Source organism: Anabaenopsis elenkinii CCIBt3563, assembly GCF_015245355.1.
Taxonomy (GTDB): Bacteria; Cyanobacteriota; Cyanobacteriia; order Cyanobacteriales; family Nostocaceae; genus Anabaenopsis; species Anabaenopsis elenkinii.
Genome location: NZ_CP063311.1, coordinates 969,764 through 991,270, shown reverse-complemented (window position 1 = coordinate 991,270; position 21,507 = coordinate 969,764). Strand labels below are relative to the sequence as shown.

Genomic DNA, 21,507 nt, shown 5'->3' with positions numbered 1-21,507 from the left:
AAGATATATTTATTTCTGGCAAATGACGAAGCAAATTTTACGCGGACTAATTTTAGGTGTCACCTTATTTTTTTTGGGGAAAGCCCTCAAGAATTATTGGTATGAAGTGATAACAATCCAAGTTGATGCAGTAGGATGGGCAATCCTCTCTATAGCTACAGGGGTAACTTTACTAGCGCATATTTGGGGTGGTTGGATATGGACTTGGATTCTCCATGATTTAAATCAACCAGTACCATGTGTGGAATTTATTCAGGTCTACCTCAAAACAAATATTGCTAAATATTTACCTGGTAATATCTGGCATCATTATGGCAGAATTGTGGCAGCGAAAAATGCTCAGATTCCTATGAGTGCTGCTACTTTAAGCGTATTGCTCGAACCCCTATTAATGGCGGCGGCGGCTTTAATTATGACTATTATCTTCGGTAATCAATTTGCTCCTGATTATACTGCCGGTTCTGTGCAAATATTACAATTTTTCAGTTTGGCTGTGGTGCTGCTTGCTGTTCATCCCCGATTTTTAAATACGGTGATTTGCTTGTGTCAAAAAATCAAGATGAACCGGTCTACTACTGAGCCTAATGTTCCTTTCCAAGTGAAATTTTATCCCCTGCGGGCTTTGTTGGGGGAATTGGGGTTTTTAGTCTTGCGTGGTTCTGGGTTTGTTTTAACTGTTTTTGCTCTGACTCCATTGCATCTCAACCAATTGCCATTATTATTAGCTGCTTTTTCCTTTTCTTGGTTGTTAGGTTTTTTGCTTCCGGGTGCGCCTGGGGGTTTGGGTGTGTTTGAAGTGACGGCGATCGCTCTTTTACAGCATCGGTTTCCTTCTGCCGTTATAATTAGTGCCATCGTTTTTTATCGTCTCGTCAGTATTATGGCTGAAACTGCCGGCGCTGCCCTAGCTTCCCTAGATGAACGCATCGCCTAGATGTGTGCCAAAAATTAAACCTGCCTACTATGTTCAAGTAAGCAGGTCTACTTGTATATTAGTTTTTTAGTGGGGGTGGAGGGACTTGAACCCACACGACCTTTTACGGTCAACGGATTTTCATTCTCTCGCAGTTTTCACTACTGCCTGGTTTTGACAACCCACGGCTTTGAGAATTGGACTCTCTCTTTACCCTCGGCTTAACGTTAGGGTAGCTCCCGTCGAGTCTCTGCACCTTCCGATTAGTTGTGAGTTTTAACACTCAGTACCCCTTTCGGCTTGGCTCAGGATTGCCATATCTGTTAACAGATTTAGGTTTCCCTGAATTTGAGAGCTTCCACTTGAAAGATTTCTCTATCAAGGCTCAGTTTTCTAAGTCCGTAGCGTCTACCATTCCGCCACACCCCCATATCTATATATATTAGGGTTTACTCTTATTCAAGCTAGGAATTTTACCTTGCCTATCTTAGCATCAAAAAAGTGTTTTGTACAACTAAATTGAGATTTTTTTTCAGATTTGTTAGTTTATCTGGCTTTTGCCCAATTTTTTGTAACTTCCACTCTTTTTTGTTGCCTTTGCGATTCTAGCATCTATGTCAAGAATATACAAACAATTTCTTCAAATTGATAACTGCCACAGCTAGACTTTGCTCTGGGGATGGGCTTTAGCCTATGATGGGGAATAGATGCACTTCATGCTATTGTCCACCTCACAAGAAGATATATGATTGTAGCCCTGCTGTATCTGGCTTTGGCTGGAGCTTACCTGTTAGTAATCCCTATCGCTGTGATGCTGTACCTGAAACAGCGCTGGTATGTAGCTAGTTCCATTGAGCGGACTGTGATGTACTTTATGGTATTTTTCTTTTTGCCCGGGTTATTGCTGTTATCACCGTTTGTGAATCTGCGACCCCGGCCTAGACAGATTGAAGTTTAAAAGATGGGTAGGTCATAACTCTCATGCGACGCATTGATGCTATTGGTATTGGCTTGGGTGTTTTCATTGCTGGTGGTTTGGCATATATAGGATTACAGCTAGTGGGTTTAGATGCGACACAAGCTGGAATCTGGAGCCAAGTCTTACTAGTCAGTGGTCTACTGGGCTGGTTGGCTTCCTATATATTCCGCGCGGTGGGAAATAAAATGACCTACCATCAACAACGGGAACAGTATGAACAGGCCTTCCTCCAAAAAAGCCTAGATGAACTTAGTCCTGAAGAACTGGCCAAAATTCAGGCACAAATCGCACAAGAAGAACAAAGTCAGGTGTAAAGTTATCATTGATAAGTCAATTGTCAACTAACCACTGACTCATAATTATTCTGAATACATGACCGCGATTTCTGATTGCTTTAACACCTTGGGACGAAATCGAGAGTGCGCTCTGATTCCCTTTATTACTGCTGGAGACCCAGATTTAACAACGACAGCCGCAGCTTTGCAAGTTCTGGATCGTCACGGAGCCGATATGATTGAACTGGGTATTCCTTACTCCGATCCTCTGGCAGATGGCCCGGTAATTCAAGCAGCGGCTACCCGCGCTTTGGAACGAGGGACAAAGTTAGAACAGGTTTTAGAAATGTTGCAAGGGACAACTCCCAGCTTGCGATCGCCTATTATCCTGTTTACTTACTACAATCCCATTTTGCACCGGGGCATTGACAAGTTTCTCGGGCAAATTGCGGCGGCTGGGGTATCAGGATTAGTAGTTCCCGATTTACCTTTAGAGTCAGCAACAGACTTACTGCAACCAGCAAGTGAAATAGGTATTGACTTAACTTTGTTGGTGGCTCCTACCAGTTCCCCTGCCAGAATTCAAGCCATCGCTCGCTCTTCCCAAGGGTTTATTTATCTGGTCAGTGTCACTGGTGTTACCGGAATGCGCACTCAAATGGAGTCACGCGTCTCAGAATTACTGCAACAAATACGTCAGGTTACAGATAAACCCATCGGTGTGGGATTTGGTATTTCTGAAGCGGCACAAGCCCGTCAAGTTAGAGAATGGGGAGCAGATGCGGTAATTGTGGGTAGCGCCTTTGTCAAACGTTTAGCAGAAGGTACACCAGAACAGGGACTAAATGCGATCGCTCAATTTTGTCAAAATCTTAAGGCTGCCATAAAAACAACAGATAACAGCGCCAATACACAACTTGCGCCTGAGGAAAAAGTTGGTTAAAACTAATGAAAGCATAATTTTGTGACAGTGACATTCTGGACAATTGAGCAAATATAGTTTTCAATATTAACAGCAGAAAAAAGCTGTAAAAAAACTAGCCAGTCCTGTCGCTTATAGTTGAGTGTTATGTGAAGTTGAGTAGGCAAATTATGATGAGTGTGAGAGTGAGTCAGTCACTAGTAACAGAGGAGCAAAAGCGATGAGCGAGAGTATGGCATTTATCGGCGGTGTTGCCGTAGCCGGACTAGCGGCCCTTGTCTTGCTCAGGGGCGCGGATACTCCCATGCAAAGTAATTTCGCTGTTTCTGCTCCCCAGATACCGGCTACTATAGCGCCCCCCATCATGCCCCAACCCCAAATGTATTCGCCTTGGGTGAGTCCACATTTTCCTCAACCCAATCAACCGCCCTCCCAGGCTAGTCCCGAGCAGCGGGTAGAAATGGAGCGGCTAAATATGCACCTGGAACGCTTAAAAAGCGATAACGAACAACTCAGAGCGCAAAACCAACAACTCCAGTTCCAATTCCAAAACTGGCAGAACGAGCAGGTACAGTTAGCTCAAAAAAATAGCCAAAAATTTCCGTCAGAAGCATTACAGCCTCAAACTCCAGATCCTTGGTGGTATTCCCCCATCATTTGGGCAGTAGGAGGGGCGACTCTCACCATTGGCGGTGGTGTTGTAGTCGCTGGTGTACTTGCTTTATTTGGACCACGGCACCGTCCTGGACGTACAGTACAAGTTATACATCCTTACCACGGAGCAACCCCACCCTTAGCACCTGTACGTCGCGCTGAATTTTTGCCTTCTTCACGGATGGAGTCCAGAGGATTTGAAACCCGAGAATATGACCAGATGCAGTAAGGGAACAGGGTTGAAACTCCTTGATGGTTATTCACCTCCCTGCAACTCTCCCCTCTTTTCAGTCAGGGGTTGAGTTTTTGGGCTTGGCTGATGGTGTACTTTTGGCGATGTCTCTTCTGTGATATTTTTGTCTGCTTGTTGAAATAAGGATTGTATTTTGTCTCGCCAGTACTGAGTATTAGGCAACTTTTCGGGATGATTTTTATAATCTAAAACTTTGTCCCATTCACCGTCTTCTATAGCTCTATTAATATCATTAAATAGTGCCTCGGACTTAGCCCAGTCCTGTTGCCACTGATGAATCATAGCCACTGTCTGTTTCAGTCCAGAAGCGGCCATACCAGGAATAGACCTCGGTGGGGAGGCTTGTAAATCCCCTGGTTCAGACTCCTGTAAAGCTTTTTCTGGAATTGTTTGACTATCATTGGTAGACGCTGATTCTGGTAATCTCTGTGCTGGTTTAATCTGAGGGACAGGTGGCAATGTCATCAAATGACCATCATCCACTGTTTTAATAGCAATACCTTTATCTACCAGACAAGCAACCCACTCTTCATGATTGGTAATTACATCTAGATGTGTCCAAGCCAAACGACCAGAATTCAATTTAACTTGTACCCAACCTAGTTTCGTCCGCTTACCTGTGACCTCAAACTCCGTAGGAGTAGTAGTTTTTCGCAAAATATTATCAGAATCAAGAGAGCTTGGTTGAGAACGAACATTAGAATTACCAGCAACCACAGCCGAGCAGTTGTTTCTGGTAGTATTGCCTTCTAGATTCCGCCAATTAGGATATATATTTGTAACTAAAGCCGCCGCCCCACCTGCAAAAAATAAACCAATCAAGAACGGCCACGGGTCAAATTTGTCAGGTTCGCGAGTAGTTGGTTTGACAGTAACAAAATTTGCCGGGGCTACTGCAACTGTTTTTTCTGGGGATACTGGAGATAAAGAGGGAGTGGGTTGATAGTGATGATGGTGAGGAGATCCTGGATTTGTAGGCGGTTTAAATACTAGATGAATATTGTTACAAGCTTGCAATGCTTCTGTGACAGTTTGGTAACGGTCTTTGAAGTGATAATGTACCATTTTGGTCAGCACTGTAGCCAAGGGATAGTTGACGTTTGCTAAATGCTGCCATAGCAGTTCTCCCGTGTAGGGGTTTTCTTCTAATTCCAGCGCTGGTACTCCTGTAAGGGCTTGAATAGCAATGATGCCTAAGGAATAAATATCACTATTAGGGCGGGCTTTACCTTGGCCTTGTTCTGTAGGCATATAGCCGGGAGTCCCCACGGCAACTGTAGCAGTACTTTTTCCCCCAATGGTGAGCATTGGTAATGTTAACTGCTTGACTGCCCCAAAATCTACTAAGACTAATTTCTGGTCACAGGCGCGCCGGATAATGTTGTCGGGTTTGATATCACGGTGAATTACACCTTTTTGATGAACAAATTCCAGGATTTCCAGGACTCCTTGCAACAGTTCCAGGACTTGGGTTTCACTCCAAGGCTGACCGGGTATGAGTTCCGCAGCTAGGGTGTGTCCCCCAATAAATTCTTGTACTAGGTAAAATTCTTGGTTTTCATCAAAGTAAGCCAGTAGCCGGGGTATTTGGTCATGATGCCCTAACTTTTCTAAAGTTTCCGCTTCGCTGTTAAATAAACGTTGGGCTGTCTCAAAAGCTCTAGGGTCGGAGGTTAAAGGCTTGAGGTGCTTAACAACACATATAGGATGGCCTGGTCGCTTGGTATCTTGGGCCATATAGGTTTGACCAAAGCCCCCTTGAGCCAGGACTTGAATAACTTGGTAACGATGGTCTAACAACTTACCGATCATATTCTACCCTCAGAGTTATTACTTACTGATCTTCCCCATAATTAAGTATTTCCCAATTTTAGGGGATGAAATCCGCTATTGTGGGATAAAGATTTAAACTAAAAAGTTAGTTTTTTGAATAAACTTAGACAGTTTGTTGACAATTTAGTGTTCCTGTTGACTACCAATGCCGCCGAAAATCACTAACCCAGTCACATGGCAGCAGGCTGAACTGCTGATGCAACCTGCTTTTATTCGTGTGGTCGATAATATTCGCAAGGGTCTTGACAACTCTACTTGGAAAGGCACTTACCAGGATGTCCTGATTTGGCCGGCCAACACTAGTGATGAAGTTAAGGCTTTGGTAACTCAGTTGTTGCAAGAAATGGAAACTGCAACGGTAGAAAAGACACAACAAATTCGCGCTACTCTTACTGATCTACCAATGCCTCATCCAGGATACCATTTGCTTTTGCAGCGTCAACAGCAAATGGTAAGTATAGATTTGTGGGAAATTTGTTATCAAGTATGTTTTCTAAATTACACTGATGCCAGTACAGGGGTAAATATTGATCCTAGTTTAATTGATGAGGCGGGGGAGGTTGATTGGCAACGCTTGGAAGATAAGACTCGGGATTTAGTTGCCCAGGTATTTGGGAATTTACCAGGGGATGACAGTCAGTAGGTGGGTGATTTTTATCTTGATTCAATAATTAGTCAGAGGAACTTTTGATGACTTGAATGTAAATTAACATAAAATTTCCAAATTACTTTTTCCCTTGAGATTGGTACATTAGTTACAGGTGGCAAACCTGCCGCTATCATAAACTTAATCATTTTTTTGTCCATTTCTACCTCATCCCTATTTTGACAAAGCTTATGAACCTTGCCCTCACAAAAATTGGCGCTCAAATGTCTAACCTAACTGGCGTTAGAGCGATTATGAAAGATATTATCGCAACTTTGCAAGCTGGGGGGGGGCAAGAATTTATTAATTTGAGCGCGGGTAACCCGTTGATTTTGCCAGAGGTAGAACAGTTATGGCGAGATTGCACGGCTCAATTATTGGCTAGTTCGGAATATGGTGAAGTGGTTTGTCGTTACGGTTCTAGTCAAGGCTATGCACCCTTGATTGGGGCGATCGTCAATGACTTCAATCAACGATATGGTTTAAACTTAAGCGATCGGAATATTTTAATTACACCCGGTAGTCAAAGCCTCTACTTCTACGCTGCTAACGCCTTCGGCGGTTACACAAGTCAAGGCGATATGAAGCAAATTGTTCTACCCCTCAGCCCCGATTATACAGGTTATGGGGGTGTCTGTTTAGAACCGGAAGCGTTAATCGCATATAAACCGACTTTAGATATTGATGGACCGGCTCACAGGTTTAAATACCGCCCAGATTTTAGCCAGCTATCAATTACAGAAAATACCGGTTGCGTGATCTTTTCTCGTCCCTGTAACCCCACGGGTAATGTTCTCACCCAAGATGAAGTAAAAAGAATTGCTGCTTTAGCGGCACCTCACGATGTACCTGTGTTAATTGACTCAGCTTATGCGCCTCCTTTCCCAGCTTTGAACTTCACGGAAATGACACCTGTATTCGGTGGTAATATTCTACATTGCATGAGTTTATCCAAAGCAGGATTACCGGGGGAACGTATAGGTATTGCCATTGGGGATGAAAGTATGATTCAAGCCTTGGAGTGCTTTCAGACAAACTTGTGTATTCATCCCTCACGCTATGGACAAGCTATAGCCGCTAGTGCTATCAACTCCGGTGCTTTAGCCCAAATAGCTCAAGCAGTGATTCGTCCCTTCTACCAGAAAAAGTTTTCTGTGCTAGAAAATACTTTAGATGCGTCCATGCCCCAAAATTTACCTTGGTTCCTCCATCGCGGTGAAGGTGCTATATTCGCTTGGTTATGGCTTCAGGATCTACCCATTACTGACTGGGAATTTTACCAGGAACTAAAGCAAGTAGGTGTAATTCTGGTTCCTGGTAGTAGCTTTTTCCCAGGTCTGCGGGAAGAATGGGATCACAAGCACCAATGTTTACGCATTAGTCTGACTGGTAGTGATGAGGAAATTGCCATAGCTATGGAACGTTTGGCACAAGTGGCTACACAAGTTTATCAGCGTGCTGTAGTGAATGCCTAAATTATGAAAACCAAAGCCCAAGGCGCAAAAACCGCCAAGCAAAAAATTACGCCAGTGCCTAATCTGGATGAATGGTTAGAAATTGGTAAAATCGTCGCACCTCAAGGCTTGTCTGGAGAGTTGCGGGTTTATCCCCAATCGGATTTTCCAGAACGGTTTGAGGTTCCGGGAACACGTTGGTTATGGCATCCTGGTGACAGGGAACCACAACCAGTAGAGTTGTTATCGGGACGTTATGTGGAAGGTAAAAATTTGTGTGTGATTTCTTTGGCGGGGGTGGAAAATCGCAATCAAGCGGAAGCCCTGCGTGATTATATGTTACTGGTACCCGCAAGCGATCGCCCGCAATTAGGTGAAGATGAATATCATGTCACTGATTTATTGGGTATATTAGTTTTCATACAAGAATCAGGGAAACTTGTGGGGGAGGTGGTAGATGTAATTTCTGCTGGTAACGATTTATTGGAAGTCGAGATGCATGAGGGAAATGAACCTGGAAAGCCAGAAAAATCACCCAAAACTGTTTTGATCCCATTTGTCAAAGAGATTGCCCCGGTGGTAGATTTATCATCCCGTCGCATTGAAATTACTCCCCCCCCCGGGTTGTTGGAATTAGCCATTACTCGGTAGTCAATGGCTGGGCTACCTCAGTGTTATGGGAAAGTATGAAGGTTGTTGTGGCCACTGCTAGCATCCCTGTGATGGTGAGGCATAGCACTGCTGTTTTTTGTCTGAGTTTGATTGACCTGGGTAAAGTGTTTATGTTATGAGCAGCACAAGTAACTGGAATTTTTTCCAGTGCTTTTAAAGCTTGATATGCATTAGCATAGCGATATTTACCCTTCAATTTCATTAGTTTCATCAACCACGATTTAAACCGTGGATGTAGTTGGGGAGGTAGTTGCTGGTAATTAAACCGATACTGCTGATCCATCAATTGACAAATATCTATAGAAGGAGTACCAGTCAGTAGGCACATTAATGTTACCCCTAAACTGTACAGGTCTGTAGCTTGGGTAAGGGGATGACCAAGTTGCTCCTCTGGGGGCATAAAACCCGGGGTTCCACACGCAATGCTGGTAAGAGCCATTTTCGCCTCCTGTAACCAAGCTAAGTCAAAATCTACGAGGTAAGCGTTGAGATCCTCATCAACTAAGATGTTTTCTGGTTTAACATCCCGATGAATAATTGGGTTGGGTCTTTTCTGCAAATAAACTAAAATCTCTAAAATTGATAGGGCTATTTGTTTGACTTCTTCGGGCTGAAAGCTGCGTCTTAACCCCAGGGAAGGAGCGTTTTTATACTCTTCTACCAGATAAAAATGATTTGGCGTGGCGAAGGAGTCTATGTAGCTGGGGATACGGGGATGCTCAAGTTGTTGCAGAACTGCCATTTCCCGTTCGTAAGTTTTCAAACCTGACCAGTCTGCACTGGTATGAGCAAAATTAAACTGTTTAATTACCACCTGTTGATCGGATTTACAGACCTTAGCCAGGTAAGTAATGCGCCCCTCTATCCGGTTCCTTCCTAGTTCTTTGATCAGTTCATAGCCCAGCTGAGAAAAATCATGGCTATGACTGAGGGAATTGCTTGTGGGATTATGTACATCAAGCTCCATTACACACACCATCTGCGTCTGATTTGGTCAAGGGCGAGCGACCAGCGTTAGGAATGGGAATAATTTTGATGTGTTTGCCATTCTCACACGCTTGTTCATAAATCTTCGCCCCGGTAATTGGTGTCCCAGGATCATCAGCACCCCAAATTACTAATCAAGGACGTTGGATGTTGGGTTATAGTTCCTCTGAACTAGGGTTAGGGGAGGCTGTGAAGATGGGGTATTGTGCGTAATAGTCATAAGCATGGCTACGCCACCTCAAGTACCAGAGAATATGTTAAAATTAGTCAGGTAAAGCACGTAATTATGGCAAGTCAGGCCAAATTGGTGTCTCTGTCCGCTAAGATGACAAGATGACCAAAAATGGAAGTCTTTGGTGGTTCCCACCATAGGGAAAATTTCTCCCCGGATTCTACAGACCATTGGGAAAGGTGACTTGATGGTCTGGGCTGAAGAGGAATCTGCCGTTAATGTAGTGTCAAAAACAGTAAAACAGCGAGGGTAAACATCATGATTCTGCCAGGATCAACAGTTATCGTTAAGAATCCCGCAGACACCTATTACCGCTATGAAGGAATTGTACAACGTGTCAGCGATGGCAAGGTAGCTGTACTATTTGAAGGTGGTAACTGGGATAAATTAATTACCTTTCGTCTATCAGAATTGGAACCGGTAGCACTCAAGTCCGGCAGCAAGGGTTAACCCGACTAAGATGCGTCTACCCCTACCACAGTTTAACACAGGCGATCGCCACCCCCGCCATATTGCCGAGGTGATAGAAACTGCTTCTACTGAATTTCTGGCTCAGTGCTTGGAATCGGAAGACTTAAGTGTTCCCGCCATGCCACCTTTTGGTAGTTGGGTGTGTGCTGTAGATGAAGAGTCAGGCAATCAAATTTATGCTGTGGTGTATCATGCTACCACAACTCCCATAGATTCCGTACATCGGGCTGTGGCCCTGGGGTTGTCATTGCAGGATTTACGCGAGGAACAACCCCAGATTTTTGCCATGTTGAAAACTGAATTTCGAGCGGTGATTGTGGGGTTTGAGCATTCCTCCCGGACTCTAGGGCTAAACCAAGCCAGATATCAGTATCTACCACCCCGCCCTCCCCAAATTCACCAAGCTGTTTATCTGTGTGAGTCAGAAACCATCATCAAATTTACGGAAGAAGTAGATTTTTTACGGACATTGCTCTCTCTAACTAGTGCGCCAGTAGAGTCATTAACAGCAGCGGCCATTCGCCATATCTATCAATTACGCCAAGCTGACCGACGATGGCTGATCAAAGCTGGGCGTCATCTGAGCATTTTGTTAAAAGATGATTATGATCGCTTACGCTTTATTTTAAGTCAAATCCATCCTGAGATGAGTTGACACTTTCACGGCTGAAAGCCAGTAAGCTCCCTGGGTTTACTCTTGTAAAAAGAACTTGAAACAACCAAAATATATAACAAAAGGTCAAGATGTGATACACTGACTATTAGCGTTAAAGCGCACATATAAAAAGCTAAGTAGTAAAAATCCTAAATTCCAGTAACGGCAGGTTGACAGATTTCACTGTTCAACTTTCCCTTGACATGAGTTAAAATAATAACTCAGTAAAGTGTCTCTACAAATAGCTGCGAGTACTCCATGTATACTTGTGCTGGCTAAAGTGGGGACATAAGGTTAATGGAGTCCTCACCATATTTATGTCTGGTAAACCTGCGGATGTTTTGCATCATCTCATGATAGCTTGCGTGGCGTAGCCATAACAAACATCCCCCTTGGGAACCATCCACAGCCCAAGCCTAAAGAGGTTCGGTGCATTGTATGTATAGGGAGTGTCAGCTAGGTAGTGTGAGTGATAGTGTAGCGTAGCGACAGCCATAGCTTTTTTAATTTTTCGCCAGGGTGAATTTTACGTTAATTAATCATTTTGAGTGGATTGCCTTCTAGGTAATCACAACTTCGGCGTAACCCCTTAAAGTCTAAATCCATGGAACTAATATCACAGTTTCTGTCCACCGATAGCTTGCGTGGCGTAGCCAGACCAACTACTCAGGTTCTCGGCGAGGAAACAATTGTGACCTTTGCTGTTTTACTGGTAGTTATCTTAGTTATACCCATCCTCTTTGAGCGGCTGAGACTACCAGGATTTATCGGCTTGGTCTTATCTGGGTTAGTGCTGGGTCAGTCAGGGTGGAATCTCTTGCACGCAGAATCAGGGTTGATGAAACCTTTATCAGACATTGCCTTACTTTACTTGATGTTTGTAGCTGGTTTAGAACTAGAACTAAAGCATTTCTACCGCCGCAAACATCCATCCTTGGGCTTTGGTATCCTGACCTTTGTTTTTCCCCTGCTTATGGGAATCTTAGTAGGAGAGATTTTCGATTTTGAATACAACACCTCGATTTTTATTGGCTGTTTATTAGCTTCCTATACCCTTTTGGCATATCCCATAATTACTCGTCTGGGGGTGGTAAATAACGAAGCTGTTAGTATCACCGTGGGAGCAGCCAGCTTTACCAACCTCACTGCTGTACTGGTATTAGCTGTTTGCATAGCGACCGCTGACACAGGGTTATTCGACTGGGCCTCATTGATGCGCCTATTGATGTGGTTAAGTATTTACACCATGCTGATTGTGGTTGGTTTGACTATTGTGGGTAAAGAATTTTTTCGCCAGTTTAGAGACGACGAGGGTCATCAGTTTTTGTTTGTATTACTGACTGTATTTCTGGCGACGGTGGGTGCTCAATTGATGGGAGTAGAAACAATTGTCGGAGCCTTTTTAGCAGGTTTAGCGGTGAATGCAGCCTTGGGCGACGGGCCAGTTAAAGAAAAGGTGATATTTATTGGTAGTGTCCTATTTATTCCCATTTTCTTCGTTAATTTTGGCTTAATTATTGATCTACCTGCTTTAATTACTAGTATTACCACCCTGGAATTAACGCTTTTGATTGTAGTCGGTTTAATTAGCAGCAAATTCATGGCAGCTTTATTCATAAAACTGCTTTACAACTACAATTGGGCGGAAATACTGACTATGTGGTCATTGTCAATACCCCAAATGGGGATAACTTTAGCAGCCACCTTTGTGGGATATCGGACTGGTTTGCTCTCAGAAGCAGTATTAAACAGTTTCCTGGTGTTAACATTCGTTACCTCCATTGTAGGACCATGGATTACCAGCCAGACAGCTGTGGCTTTGGTGTCTACCGGCGTTCCTACATCAGCCCCAACTCTATCTGATAGGGATAGCGTGGCGTTAGCTATGGAGAACACACAAGCAAAACACAGTTGTATGAACATAGTTGTACCTGTGTATAATCCTCAAAGTCAGCAGTACTTGATTGAAATGGCGGCATTATTAGCACATCAAGCTCAAGGTAAAATTATACCATTAGCGATCGCCACTGCCACTAGTAACATGGATGCACCACATTTAGACACTTCTGTGCGGCGCAGTGAGCGCTTATTAGCAAAAGCCACAGCACAAAGTCGAGTGCTAGGAGTAGAGGTAGAACCATTACTGAGAATTGATGATGCTTTTGCTCCGGGTATTAGTAGAGCAGCTCGGGAACAAAAGGCTAATTTAATCATCATGGGTTGGGGTAAACGTACTGGGTTGAGAGCGCGTTTATTTGGTAATGTGATTGATGGCGTCCTGTGGTCATCTCATTGTCCGGTAGCAGTGACCCGTCTGGTAGACTCACCAAAAAAAATTCAACGGATCTTAGTACCCTTAGAAGATTTAACAGCATCATCATTGCCACCTGTACAATTTGCCCAGATGCTGGCCGAGGCGAATCAGAACGCCGTAGTTACTGTACTGAATGTATGCAAGATTCCAGCCTTTCATTCCTGGAGTCATAGCCACAATAGTATGGCTAACGCCACGCGATCGCTATCAGAGAAAATCGCCGCTAGGCGATCGCACCTAGCCTCATTAATGTCTCAACTAGCCGTACCTATTCCCCCAGAAATTCAAATCATCCCTCATGAAAATCCTACCCAACCGATTTTACAGGCCGCAAGATTATATGATTTAGTAGTCCTACCTTTTATCCGTAATCGGACAAATCCCGGAGGGTTAGTTATTAGTGATGTCACCAGCCAATTAGCTGGACAACTTACCTGCTCTATTGTCATGCTGGGAACACCAGAACAAGGACAAAAGGGAGTGTTACAACCCCAGATTTACCGGTCGAACTCTGTTCCCAAGAAAAACGGTGTTTGACCGTTCCAGTCTATATTTTTCCGGTCAATGAGTTGATAGGAGTAGATTTTTTGATTCTGTTCAAAACCCTCAGTTGAAGGCGGCAAGAGTGTGATATTTTATCATACATATCTGATGAATTATCAGACCAATCAGACCATCTGAGGGGGCTGTTTGCTATCTTTCTACCATGAATTATTGAGCAGTAAAATTTAAAATTGGGAAAATTCAGTTTATACTACTCTTGTATGAAAATGTTTCTTCTAAGTTACATTTGTTGGTTCGATATTTATTTGGGTACAGAAACCGGATGATTTCATCCTCACTTCCAGGGCAACTACAAATCTTTCTAAACTTTCTGTAAAAATATGAGAATTTTGGTAACGGGCGGCGCTGGATTTATTGGTTCTCATCTGATTGACAGATTAATGTCAGCAGGCCATGAGGTTATTTGTTTGGATAACTTTTATACAGGTCGTAAAAGTAATATCCTCAGATGGATGAATCATCCATATTTTGAGTTAATTCGTCATGACATTACAGAGCCAATTCGCTTAGAAGTCGATCAAATATATCATCTAGCCTGTCCAGCTTCTCCAGTACATTATCAGTACAACCCAGTGAAAACTGTAAAAACTAATGTGATGGGGACATTGAATATGTTGGGACTAGCTAAACGTATTAAGGCCAGATTCTTTCTAGCCTCAACCAGCGAAGTTTATGGTGACCCCGAAGTTCATCCCCAAACAGAAGAGTATTGGGGTAATGTTAATCCCATCGGCATACGTTCATGTTACGACGAAGGCAAGCGCATCGCCGAAACTTTAACATTTGATTACTACAGACAAAATAAAGTGGATATTCGCGTGGTGCGGATTTTCAATACTTACGGACCGAGAATGTTAGAAAACGATGGTCGTGTAGTTAGTAACTTTATCGTTCAAGCTTTACGGGGTATTCCTTTAACTGTGTATGGTGATGGTTCCCAAACTCGTAGTTTCTGCTATGTGTCCGACTTGGTGGAGGGATTTATCCGCTTAATGAATAGTGACTATGTTGGTCCGGTGAATTTGGGCAACCCTGGTGAATACACGATTCTAGAACTGGCGCAAACTATACAAAATATGGTTAACCCAGATGTGGAAATTCACTACGAGCCTTTACCATCTGATGATCCGCGTCGTCGCCAGCCTGATATTACTAAAGCGAAAACCTTTTTAGATTGGTCACCTACTGTACCGCTGCAAGAGGGGTTAAAGCTGACAGTGGAAGATTTCCGCGAGCGGATCAAATCCGGTACTTAAGTATCATTTTTTGCGGTATTTACTGTTGTGCTGAATGAGCCTATAGACTCACTATGTTTCTATTGCTGATTTGCAATTAACTTAGTATGGCTCAGACCACCCTATCCCTATCGGCTCTTGCGATATTAGTGTAATATTTTGACCATTGTTTTCAAGGCTAACCCTAAAAAAACGAGGAGTTAAACTCAATGCGTGTTTGCGTAATTGGTACTGGTTACGTTGGTTTGGTAACGGGTGCTTGCTTGGCTCATATCGGCCATGATGTCATTTGCGTCGATAATAATGAAGAAAAAGTTAAGTTAATGAAATCGGGACAGTCCCCCATTTTTGAGCCGGGACTCTCGGAAATTATGCAGTCTTCCATTCAAGGAGAGAAAATTCACTTTACCACAGATATTGCCGCAGGAGTAGCCCATGGTGAGATTCTGTTTATTGCGGTGGGAACACCACCCTTACCTAATGGTGAAAGTGATACTCGTTATGTGGAAGCTGTAGCTCGTAGCATTGGGGAGAATCTCAATGGTGGTTATAAGGTAATCGTCAATAAATCTACAGTACCCATTGGTTCCGGTGACTGGGTACGGATGATTGTTTTAGATGGTATTGCTATACGTCAAAAAACACTTGTACCTGCTGGTGGGGTAGCTGTACAAGACAAGTTACCTCAGTTTGATGTTGTCAGTAATCCTGAGTTTTTACGTGAAGGTTCAGCAGTATATGATACTTTCAACCCTGATCGCATTGTCTTGGGGGGTAATAGTCAAAGAGCGATCGCTTTAATGAAAGAATTATATATTCCCATTATCGAGCGTCAGTACGCTGCTGATAAATCTTTACCTCCTGTGCCAGTACTGACTACAGATCTCAGTTCGGCAGAAATGATCAAATATGCTGCTAATGCCTTTTTAGCCACCAAAATTAGTTTTATTAATGAAGTGGCTAATATCTGCGATCGCGTTGGTGCTGATGTCACCCAAGTAGCAAAAGGCATCGGTTTAGACTCCCGCATTGGTCACAAGTTTTTAAACGCTGGTATTGGTTGGGGTGGTTCCTGCTTCCCTAAAGATGTGGCTGCACTGATTCACACTGCTAATGATTATGGCTACGAAGCCCAAATTATGAAAGCTGCTGTAAGTGTCAATGAACGCCAACGCTTAATTGCTTTGGAAAAACTCCAACAAGCCTTAAAAATCCTCAAAGGTAAAACTGTGGGACTTCTGGGTTTGACCTTCAAGCCAGATACAGATGATATGCGGGACGCTCCCGCACTCAACCTCATTGAGCAGCTGAACCGACTCGGCGCAAAAGTCAAAGCCTATGACCCCATTGTTTCCCAAACAGGTATACGTGATGGTTTAACTGGTGTACTAGTAGAAACCGACGCCGAAAGGCTGGCTGATGGCTGCGATGCTTTAGTATTGGTGACTGAATGGCAACAGTTCAGTAGTCTAGATTACGCTAAAATGGCACAATTAATGAACCATGCGGTAATTATCGATGGTCGGAACTTTCTTGATCCTGACACTATGGTGAGGGCTGGTTTCCAATATATAGGCGTGGGAAGATAGATTACACCTACCACCTAGCCCTCCCCTGAGTCAGGAGAGGGTTATTTTTCCAGGGTGGTGTAACTAAGGATTACGAGGTATACGTTCTATTTCTGCATATCCACTGAAAATTAACCTTTTACCTTGAGTTTCTAAACGATTCAGCCGCATTTTTACACCATCAAGGTCAAAGCGATCTAAGTCAACCATATTATCTAAAATTTCTGCGAGTGCCATACTCAATTTTTGGGACACTTCTCGTTGTGCTACAGGTATTGTATCCAGTTCAATTTTAGGGTCTTTAAAAGAAATTCGTCGCCGTCTTTCTACAGCTACAGTCATAGTCATACACAGGGGTATGAGTTCCCCATTATTTAAATCCGCCTTAGCCATCATTCGCAGATGATTTTCTGCCAACAGTTCTACTTGAATATTAGTGAATGTTACCGGTTCACCGCCAGATATTGCCGTCAAGGAGGGCATGGTCAGGTTAACTAGATGCTGTGTTACTAGTTTGGCATTGAAGGCTTGGTTAATGCCTGCTTCTGATAATACTACGTGAGCGATCGCTTGGGTAGGTTGCTTGAGGTTGAGCTTACCACTCATCAAACCGCCGAAGTCAATGGTAACAGTATCGGTTTCAAAGGACATTTCCTCTACCAAGAAATCTTTGCGAATCACCAAGCCAGTACCGCTCATTTTAAAGCTGTCAATGCTGCCTTGCAACAGTTTGCTGGAGGGATAGCAGCGCACAAATACTTCTACTGACTCGCTTTGGGTAAACAAGTGGCGAATCGTTTGGCTAGCGACTGTATTCAGCAGTCGCTCTCCCCAATCTGTACCTTGAGAATCTTTTAAACCAGTAAGTCCGCCTAACATGAAGTTTTGGGTCTCTAGAAGTTCTTTATACTTTTGTAACAAATTGTGAAGAATACAGCAAGCGATCCCCACATTCATTTTGCTGATGGTGAGGTGAGCGACAGGTGATAATTGATGTTTAAATGTGTCAGATATTACATTATTCTATCTCGGAAACCCAAATTCTTGTTGTTCACGAATCGATTCAACGTCAAAATATTAATTATGGATTGGGTTTTAGTTAAGAGTGCAGCAGATTTTTCTGTTACGTGAAGGTGAGTATGTGCAGGTACAAAATAGCCCCACATTTGGAGATTTGCCTGTGATTGAGGGCATTTTGCAATTTTTGAAGTTGAGCGAGATAGAGGTTGCTAGTGCAGCGCGGCGAGCTTTTCGGCAGTGGCTGCGTTCTCTTCTAGGGGGATGAGTAGATACGTTTATACGAACTCTAATCATCAAGTTTTCTAATAAATTGCAGGTCGATATCTCGGTTCAGGTATTGGTTTACCTTCGATTTTGGCAGCTTCTAGCCATGCTGCTTTTGCTTGTAATACTTCACTAAGTGCTTCTTCTTCAGTCGAACCAAAAGCCGAACAATATTTCAAATCAGGAATATCAGCTATGTAGCCATTATCTTCTTCACTGTAAAAAATATTAATGTGATAGTGTTTCATTATTCATCTTCATAAAATCCCTTTCCCTAATATCTTGCGCTTCAAAGCTAATATCCGAGGTCGCGCTCCAGTACCTGAAAAACCTAAACCTTCACGGAATATCTCAGGCATATAAAATCTGGCTATTTCCTCTTTGTCTTTATCTTCGTAAATCACTCCCATCTCTTCTAAGAGTCTTACAGTTTGTTGATCCATATTGAACTGTTCTACTGCAAAAGGAATTTTCTTTTCAGCCGGAGCCAGATAAGGAAGTTCATCATCAACCCATTTTTTGAATAATGGATATTCTTCTTTAGCTTCTTCTACTTTTTTAGTACTACATGGTTTCAGCGCCTGGCGGATTGCTTTAGGGTGTAAAAGTCGGCTAATAAACCACTTTTCAAGTTGTAACTCGTTAGCTTTATTTACTGTGATACCTGCTGCGTTATATAAAAAACGAACAATATCTCTGGCTTGAAGCCTGCCATTAAAATCAGTCAAGGCTGCAAATATCCAAGAAGCTGTATAGGCTTCGTTAGACTTATCTGAACCTAACTTTTTACCCCATAAATTTTCCAATTCATTTTTCAGATTTTCTTTACTGAACTCGTAAATATTATTTTTCTTTGCATTTATTACTTGAGATTCGCTACAAATCCAATAAACTAGCCGTAAAAAAGAATCCTCATCCCAAGATAAATCATAAGAACGGTAAAGATTTTCAAACTGGCTCAAATTTTGAGTAATTGTATATTTGAGGAAATCACGACGTAAGAAAATTATTATACCAAGATTCGATTGCCTAATTTCAGATAATTTCTTCGGTAAGTCATCAATCAAAGCTCTTAAAGCTTTCTGTTCTTCCTTACTAGAGGCAATATCCCGAAAAATATCTTCTAAGCCATCAAATAAAAATATGATATGTAATCCTTTATTTTTTAATTCATGATCTATACTGCTAAGATTATTGGGAATATTGGTATTTGAACTAACACTTATAGCTCTAGCTATTTCACTAACCCAAAATTCTGTCCATTGTGGTTCATTCCATTTTTGCTCATTCAGTGCTGTTATAATCCTATCTGTATATTCCGAATGTGTAAATTTATCAATGAAATTTTCACCTAAAGCTCCTTGAAGTTCTTTCCTGGCTTCATTGATGACTTTTTTTGCATTCTCTTTAAGATTGCTTGATTGAAGTAACGGAAATATATACGTTTTTTTTAGCTGTGGTTCGTGATTTTTATTATCTACACGATTCAAAAATTTTTCCCAATATTTAAACCGCGATAACTGTATATAATTAAATGTTTTTCCAGCCCCTTTAGCTCCAATTGATAAGACATGAGGTAATTTATCTCTAAAATTAGTTGCTAAGTTATGCAAAGGTTCTGTTATAAGTAAATCTTCACCTTGCCCTTGTTCAGCATATTCATATTTTCTACATAAATCTCTCAGACTTATTACGGCTTCTAGTGAACTCTGTTCTTCTCGATGTACATTTGTTGAAGCTTCCTCACTGTGTACATTTGTTGAAGCTTCCTCACTGTGTACATTTGTTAAAGCTTCCTCACTGTCGTTATCTAACTGCATTTCTGCCCATTTTCTAGCATTCTCCATTAATGAAGTTGCTTTTAATTTTGAGCGTGCTTCTTCCCAATTATTTACATACAGTAATTCTTCAGCAAAAAAAGCGTCTTTTATCTCCAATCTTTTAGAAGAAACAATAAGACCTTCTTCTTCTTCTAGCTGGTTATAGTCATCCCGAAAAGTGTCATACGCATCAAAATACATAGGTAATTTTCTAAATTCCTCCTTTAACATATTAATTACTAGAGATGGATCATAATATCTTTGAGCATCGACATCTGCCTCCGATGGTGCAACTTTACCAATTTGTTTTAAGACAAGACTTGTACCTCTAACAGATTGCTCATTTATAGTTGTTACTAGAAAACGTTTAATTCTGGGATCGAAAATTATTGGACTGGATATTTCACTTAAACCTGCTCTTAGATCAATGAATACATAATCTGCTCCAACTACTTTACCTAAACGATGGATTGCATTACCATACTCCCAAACCCCATCTGTACTCCTGACCAAATGTTCAGGAAGGATAGGTGTATCTAGTAGCTGTTTATCATCACGACAAGCAGGTAAAAAATATACAGTTGATCCGCCTTCGTTTTTAGGTGTTTTTTTAACCTCCTTAGCAAACCATGACAGTGCTTCTTCTCTTTCAATAGGAGAATAATGGAAAACTTCTAAAAAATCCATGAAAGAAACGGCTGGTTGTTGCTTTTCAAAAGCATTCCAGTAGGTAAGACCAGGAGCTTCTAAATCAGCATCAATTACTAACACAGTTATAGATTTATTTAGTTCTTTAGCTTTATCTAATAAAGCGAAAAGATATGCTGCTAAATTTAATGTTCTTCCTACACCACCTTTAAAAGAATAGAAAGCGATTAAACTAGGTTTACCAGTGTCTGTAGGGTTATCAGTGTATGGTTCTGGTAGCTTAACAGAGTTTGCTTTTACAGCTTCTACTTCTGAGCTATTTTCTAAATAAGCAATTTCTTCCCAAAAAGGACGAACATCAATATCGGTTAGAGAAACTTCTTTCCCTGAAATAAACTCCACTGGTAATGTAGCATCACCCATGTCAAGCTGGATAACAGACTCGTTTTCTAAATACCAGTCACCAAACCATTCCTTTACAGTATGCTTTGCTTCTTCTAAATTGTCTTCATTAGTAATCCCTATTTCTACAGCATCAGAAAAACACCGAATTTTTACTAGACTATCTGGTAGTTTTGTGCCATATTTAGTCTTGCTGCGAATATGTCTTCTGACATCAAGCCATGTTAATAATCTTAATCTATTCATGCCTTTCCAATTTCTCTTTCAATCCACTTTAATATTGTCTTTAATCTTGTTTCTATATCTTCATCATCAGTAGCTTTTTTTTCTTCAGTAACTATTGAAACAACTTGTCCGCCATAGCGCCACATTTGGTTAATTTGACCACTGTTTAATTTTCTCGGCTCTTTATTATTTCTTGTATCGCTGATTTCCTTAATAAATATTTCCGGTAGGTTTAGAGAGCCTCCTGCACCCAGACAATCTAATAACTTATTTATATTATGCTGACATTCAGAAATTTCTGCACAATCATCAGTACGTTTTTTCCGCTTTCGCTTCATCAAGATTACCTTAAGTCCACATTCAACAGCATAAAATAAGAGTAACCGATGGGCATTAGTTCGGAGTATCTGCGGAGAGTTATGATAAGCAGACAGATTATTACGCCAAGCTCTTTCCATTTCTCGGTCTGTGAAAGGTATTGCCATTAAGCTATATTCAGTC

20 protein-coding genes and 1 pseudogene are annotated in these 21,507 nt (G+C 41.9%); 14 read left to right on the top strand and 7 right to left on the bottom strand.

The window, feature by feature from the left end:
- The first annotated feature begins 22 nt into the window (after positions 1-22).
- The 5 genes from IM676_RS04435 (at position 23) to IM676_RS04415 (ending at position 3,972) form a co-directional block, all read left to right on the top strand.
- On the top strand, positions 23-934 hold the full coding sequence (locus IM676_RS04435) for a lysylphosphatidylglycerol synthase domain-containing protein (RefSeq protein ID WP_200989102.1): 912 nt from the start codon (positions 23-25) through the stop codon (positions 932-934).
- Between the two features lie 700 nt (positions 935-1,634).
- On the top strand, positions 1,635-1,871 hold the full coding sequence (gene ndhL, locus IM676_RS04430) for an NAD(P)H-quinone oxidoreductase subunit L (protein WP_263973177.1): 237 nt from the start codon (positions 1,635-1,637) through the stop codon (positions 1,869-1,871).
- Between the two features lie 23 nt (positions 1,872-1,894).
- Positions 1,895-2,206, top strand: a complete 312-nt coding sequence (locus tag IM676_RS04425; protein ID WP_200989100.1) for a DUF3007 family protein — start codon at positions 1,895-1,897, stop codon at positions 2,204-2,206.
- 58 nt (positions 2,207-2,264) lie between these two features.
- Positions 2,265-3,110, top strand: coding sequence for a tryptophan synthase subunit alpha (gene trpA / locus IM676_RS04420; protein ID WP_200989099.1), 846 nt, complete (start codon positions 2,265-2,267; stop codon positions 3,108-3,110).
- Positions 3,111-3,309: 199 nt separating this feature from the next.
- Complete coding sequence (locus IM676_RS04415; RefSeq protein WP_200989098.1) at positions 3,310-3,972, top strand: heterocyst differentiation related protein; 663 nt, start codon at positions 3,310-3,312, stop codon at positions 3,970-3,972.
- A 27-nt stretch (positions 3,973-3,999) separates the two neighbouring features.
- Here IM676_RS04415 and IM676_RS04410 read toward each other — a convergent pair whose 3' ends face one another.
- Positions 4,000-5,808, bottom strand: coding sequence for a serine/threonine protein kinase (locus tag IM676_RS04410; RefSeq protein WP_200989097.1), 1,809 nt, complete (start codon positions 5,806-5,808; stop codon positions 4,000-4,002).
- 166 nt (positions 5,809-5,974) lie between these two features.
- Between IM676_RS04410 and IM676_RS04405 the strand changes: the two genes are divergently transcribed.
- The 3 genes from IM676_RS04405 to rimM all read left to right on the top strand — a co-directional run bounded on the left by IM676_RS04405 (position 5,975) and on the right by rimM (position 8,580).
- On the top strand, positions 5,975-6,472 hold the full coding sequence (locus IM676_RS04405) for a hypothetical protein (RefSeq protein ID WP_200989096.1): 498 nt from the start codon (positions 5,975-5,977) through the stop codon (positions 6,470-6,472).
- Between the two features lie 194 nt (positions 6,473-6,666).
- Positions 6,667-7,950, top strand: coding sequence for a valine--pyruvate transaminase (locus IM676_RS04400; protein ID WP_200989095.1), 1,284 nt, complete (start codon positions 6,667-6,669; stop codon positions 7,948-7,950).
- A gap of 3 nt (positions 7,951-7,953) precedes the next feature.
- Positions 7,954-8,580 (top strand): ribosome maturation factor RimM, encoded by a 627-nt coding sequence (gene rimM, locus IM676_RS04395; RefSeq protein WP_200989094.1) that lies wholly within the window; start codon positions 7,954-7,956, stop codon positions 8,578-8,580.
- On the opposite strand, the gene IM676_RS04390 is transcribed toward rimM, so the two are convergent.
- Together IM676_RS04390 and IM676_RS19720 are read right to left on the bottom strand one after the other, a co-directional pair.
- Complete coding sequence (locus IM676_RS04390; RefSeq protein WP_200989093.1) at positions 8,570-9,568, bottom strand: serine/threonine protein kinase; 999 nt, start codon at positions 9,566-9,568, stop codon at positions 8,570-8,572. The two genes, rimM and IM676_RS04390, sit on opposite strands and share 11 nt — an antisense overlap.
- Positions 9,558-9,785: pseudogene (locus tag IM676_RS19720) on the bottom strand (hypothetical protein); the annotation flags it as partial. The pseudogene IM676_RS19720 and the gene IM676_RS04390, both read right to left, overlap by 11 nt.
- A 293-nt stretch (positions 9,786-10,078) precedes the next feature.
- On the opposite strand from IM676_RS19720, the gene IM676_RS04385 reads away from it, so the two are divergent.
- The 5 genes from IM676_RS04385 (at position 10,079) to IM676_RS04365 (ending at position 16,648) form a co-directional block, all read left to right on the top strand.
- Complete coding sequence (locus tag IM676_RS04385) at positions 10,079-10,270, top strand: NAD(P)H dehydrogenase subunit NdhS (RefSeq protein WP_200989092.1); 192 nt, start codon at positions 10,079-10,081, stop codon at positions 10,268-10,270.
- 10 nt (positions 10,271-10,280) lie between these two features.
- Positions 10,281-10,946: an HAS-barrel domain-containing protein gene (locus IM676_RS04380; protein ID WP_200989091.1), complete on the top strand. Its 666-nt coding sequence runs from the start codon at positions 10,281-10,283 to the stop codon at positions 10,944-10,946.
- Between the two features lie 604 nt (positions 10,947-11,550).
- Complete coding sequence (locus IM676_RS04375; RefSeq protein WP_200989090.1) at positions 11,551-13,797, top strand: cation:proton antiporter; 2,247 nt, start codon at positions 11,551-11,553, stop codon at positions 13,795-13,797.
- Positions 13,798-14,144: 347 nt separating this feature from the next.
- Complete coding sequence (locus IM676_RS04370) at positions 14,145-15,080, top strand: UDP-glucuronic acid decarboxylase family protein (protein ID WP_200989089.1); 936 nt, start codon at positions 14,145-14,147, stop codon at positions 15,078-15,080.
- A gap of 188 nt (positions 15,081-15,268) precedes the next feature.
- Entirely contained in the window at positions 15,269-16,648 is a 1,380-nt protein-coding gene (locus IM676_RS04365) for a UDP-glucose dehydrogenase family protein (RefSeq protein WP_200989088.1), read from the top strand.
- A gap of 63 nt (positions 16,649-16,711) precedes the next feature.
- Here IM676_RS04365 and IM676_RS04360 read toward each other — a convergent pair whose 3' ends face one another.
- Positions 16,712-17,506 carry an LmeA family phospholipid-binding protein gene (locus IM676_RS04360; RefSeq protein WP_200990078.1) on the bottom strand — a complete coding sequence of 265 codons (795 nt, stop codon included), beginning with the start codon at positions 17,504-17,506 and terminating at the stop codon, positions 16,712-16,714.
- Positions 17,507-17,732: 226 nt separating this feature from the next.
- Here IM676_RS04360 and IM676_RS04355 point away from each other — a divergent pair, with 226 nt between their 5' ends.
- Entirely contained in the window at positions 17,733-17,912 is a 180-nt protein-coding gene (locus IM676_RS04355; RefSeq protein WP_200989087.1) for a hypothetical protein, read from the top strand.
- 37 nt (positions 17,913-17,949) lie between these two features.
- Here IM676_RS04355 and IM676_RS04350 read toward each other — a convergent pair whose 3' ends face one another.
- From IM676_RS04350 to IM676_RS04340, 3 genes are read right to left on the bottom strand one after another with little or no spacing between them, the layout of a single operon-like run.
- Positions 17,950-18,159, bottom strand: coding sequence for a type II toxin-antitoxin system HicB family antitoxin (locus IM676_RS04350; protein WP_200989086.1), 210 nt, complete (start codon positions 18,157-18,159; stop codon positions 17,950-17,952).
- A 9-nt stretch (positions 18,160-18,168) separates the two neighbouring features.
- Complete coding sequence (locus tag IM676_RS04345; RefSeq protein WP_200989085.1) at positions 18,169-21,027, bottom strand: ParA family protein; 2,859 nt, start codon at positions 21,025-21,027, stop codon at positions 18,169-18,171.
- Positions 21,024-21,491 (bottom strand): hypothetical protein, encoded by a 468-nt coding sequence (locus IM676_RS04340; protein ID WP_200989084.1) that lies wholly within the window; start codon positions 21,489-21,491, stop codon positions 21,024-21,026. Before IM676_RS04340 ends, IM676_RS04345 begins: the two co-directional genes overlap by 4 nt.
- Positions 21,492-21,507 lie beyond the last annotated feature (16 nt).